Raw genomic sequence first — 2,525 nt, 5'->3', positions numbered from 1 at the left:
GACACACCCCGCCCCGCCCCGCGCACCGCGACGCGCCCCGCCCGCCACGCGGGGCGCGCGGCGGAGCCGTAACCTTCCGCGCACACCCGCCCGCACCCGGGAGAATGGATCCATGGACTGGCAGACGACCTCGGAGGACACGGTGCCCTCGGCACGCGTGTCGGAGGCGGACGCCCGCCTGCTGCGCGCCCGCCCGCCGTCCACCGGCGCCTGGCGCGACGGCGATCCCGCGGGCGACCGCCGGTTCGAGGCCTTCGGGCCGTTCCGCACCGAGGGCGGGGCCGAGCTGCCACTGATCCGGCTCGCGTACGAGTCCTGGGGCGAGCTGAACGAGGCCCGCGACAACGCGGTCCTGATCCTGCACGCGCTCACCGGCGACAGCCATGTCATCGGCGAGGCCGGCCGCGGGCACGCCACGAGCGGCTGGTGGGGCGAGATCGTCGGCCCCGGCTGCGCGATCGACACCGACGAGTGGTTCGTGATCGCCCCGAACATGCTGGGCGGATGCCAGGGATCCACGGGGCCCGCGAGCATCGCGCCGGACGGCTACGAGTGGGCATCCCGCTTCCCGTACCTCACGATCCGGGACCAGGTCGCCGCCCAGGTGCTGCTCGCGGACGCGCTCGGCATCGAGCGCTGGGGCGCGGTGATCGGCGGATCCATGGGGGGCATGCACGCCCTGGAGTGGGCCGTCGGACACCCGGAGCGGGTCGAGCGGCTCGCGATCCTGTCCTCTCCCCCGGTCACGACAGCGGACCAGCTCGCCCTCAACTTCGTGCAGCTGGAGACGGTGCGCATGGATCCGCGCTTCGCGGGCGGCGAATACTACGACGCCCCCGTCGGCGAGGGCCCGCATCGCGGTCTCGCCCTCGCGCGGCGGATGGCCCTGCTGAACTACCGCAGCCCGATCGAGCTGAACCAGCGGTTCCAGCGCTCCTGGCAGTCCGACGTGTCGCCGCTCGGTCAGGGCGGACGCTACGCGGTCGAGAGCTACCTCGACTTCCATGGCAACAAGTTCACCCGGCGGTTCGACGCGAACAGCTACCTTACGCTCGTGGAGGCGATGAACTCGCACGACATCGGCCGGGATCGCGGCGGCGTCGAGGACTCGCTCAAGCGGGTCACGGCGACAACGCTCGTGCTCGGGATCGACACCGACCGGCTGTTCCCGGTGGACGGACAGCACCGGATCGCACGGGGCATCCCGCACACGCTGGACGGGAACGAGGCGGTCGTGCTCGCGAGCGACTTCGGCCACGACGGCTTCCTCATCGAGACCGACGAGGTCGGCAGGCACCTGGGACGCCTGCTCGCGTCCTGAGGGACGGCGCGCCGTCGCCTCACGGGCTCAGACCCGTTCGTACCGCCAGACCGGCTTCTCGGCGATGAGCCGATCGCGCGCGCCGGGCGCTCCCCCGGCGAGCTCGTCGCCGTCCCAGTAGAAGATCGTGCCGGTCTCGGTGGGCTCCATCCGCGTGCGGAAGACCGCAGGATCCGGCACCCTTGCGAGCGCGAAGGCCTCCTGCACCGTGGCCGCGCCGCGCAGGCCGTGCAGCGTGCGCCAGGTCGGCGGCTTGAGCGAGATCGTGCCAGCGTCGTTCGCAGCCAGCGCGGCGTCGGGAGCGAACCAGCGCACGTCGACCACCTCATCCTCCGCGGCGATCGTCCCCGTGCCGGGATCGGCCGCGAGGAAGAACCAGGTCCGCACGCGCTTCGGGATGCCCGCCGGCGGCACCCAGCACGAGAGCAGCACGAGCCGTTCGAGGGCGAGCCCGACCTCCTCGGCGGTCTCGCGGAGGGCAGCGCGTCCGGCGTCCTCGCTCTCCTCCGCGCCGGCGACGCGGTCTCCGGGCTCGAGCATGCCGCCGGGGAACACCCAGGCGCCCGCGAACGAGCCGCGGTCCGGGCGACGCATGAGCAGCACCTCGACCCCGTGCGTCCCGTCGCGCAGGATCACCGCGGTGCCCGCGACGGGCAGGTCGTCGTCTTCGGCGGAGCTCATCCGCCCATGCTAGGCCGCCGGGATGCGCCAAGCTCGACGAACCCGCGCGGGGACGGGCTCAGACCAGGTCGCGCACCCGCACGGATCCGGTCTCGGTGTGGAAGCGGCGCTGCACGGCGTACGAGAGGATCGCGATCCCGAGACCGATGACGGCGAGGCCTGCCCCGACCCAGGACGGCGCGGCGAAGCCCCAGCCCCATGCGATCACGAGTCCGCCGAGGAACGCGCCGAGGCTGTTGCCGATGTTCAGCGCGGAGTGGTTCAGCGCGGCGGCGATCGACTGGTTGTCCCCCGCGACCTCCATGAGCCTGGTCTGGATCGCCGGACTCAGGATCGACGAGAGCAGCGCCATGACGAACGAGAGCGGCACGAGCAGCCAGATCGAGAACGAGAGGAGCGCGAGCAGCACCAGCACCACGGACATCGCCGCGAGTCCCACGAGCAGCGTGAGCCGCAGATTGCGGTCGCCGAAGTACCCGCCGAGGAGGTTGCCCACCGTCATGCCCAGGCCGAACACGACGAG

3 protein-coding genes are annotated in these 2,525 nt (G+C 72.4%); 1 reads left to right on the top strand and 2 read right to left on the bottom strand.

What is annotated here, in order from left to right; all coding sequences use genetic code 11:
- The first annotated feature begins 112 nt into the window (after nt 1-112).
- A complete protein-coding gene (locus B7X32_RS20315) occupies nt 113-1,321 on the top strand; it encodes a homoserine O-acetyltransferase (RefSeq protein ID WP_292723911.1) in 1,209 nt (402 codons plus the stop codon).
- 27 nt (nt 1,322-1,348) lie between these two features.
- Here the strand turns inward: B7X32_RS20315 and B7X32_RS20310 are convergent, their stop codons facing one another.
- Nucleotides 1,349-2,002, bottom strand: coding sequence for an NUDIX hydrolase (locus B7X32_RS20310; protein WP_292723908.1), 654 nt, complete (start codon nt 2,000-2,002; stop codon nt 1,349-1,351).
- A 58-nt stretch (nt 2,003-2,060) separates the two neighbouring features.
- Nucleotides 2,061-2,525 (bottom strand): MFS transporter (locus B7X32_RS20305; RefSeq protein WP_292723905.1); only part of this gene is annotated, 465 nt, incomplete at its 5' end.

Source organism: Microbacterium sp. 13-71-7 (assembly GCF_002257455.1).
In the GTDB taxonomy this organism is placed as follows: domain Bacteria; phylum Actinomycetota; class Actinomycetes; order Actinomycetales; family Microbacteriaceae; genus Microbacterium.
This window is presented reverse-complemented; position numbering and strand designations above follow the sequence as displayed.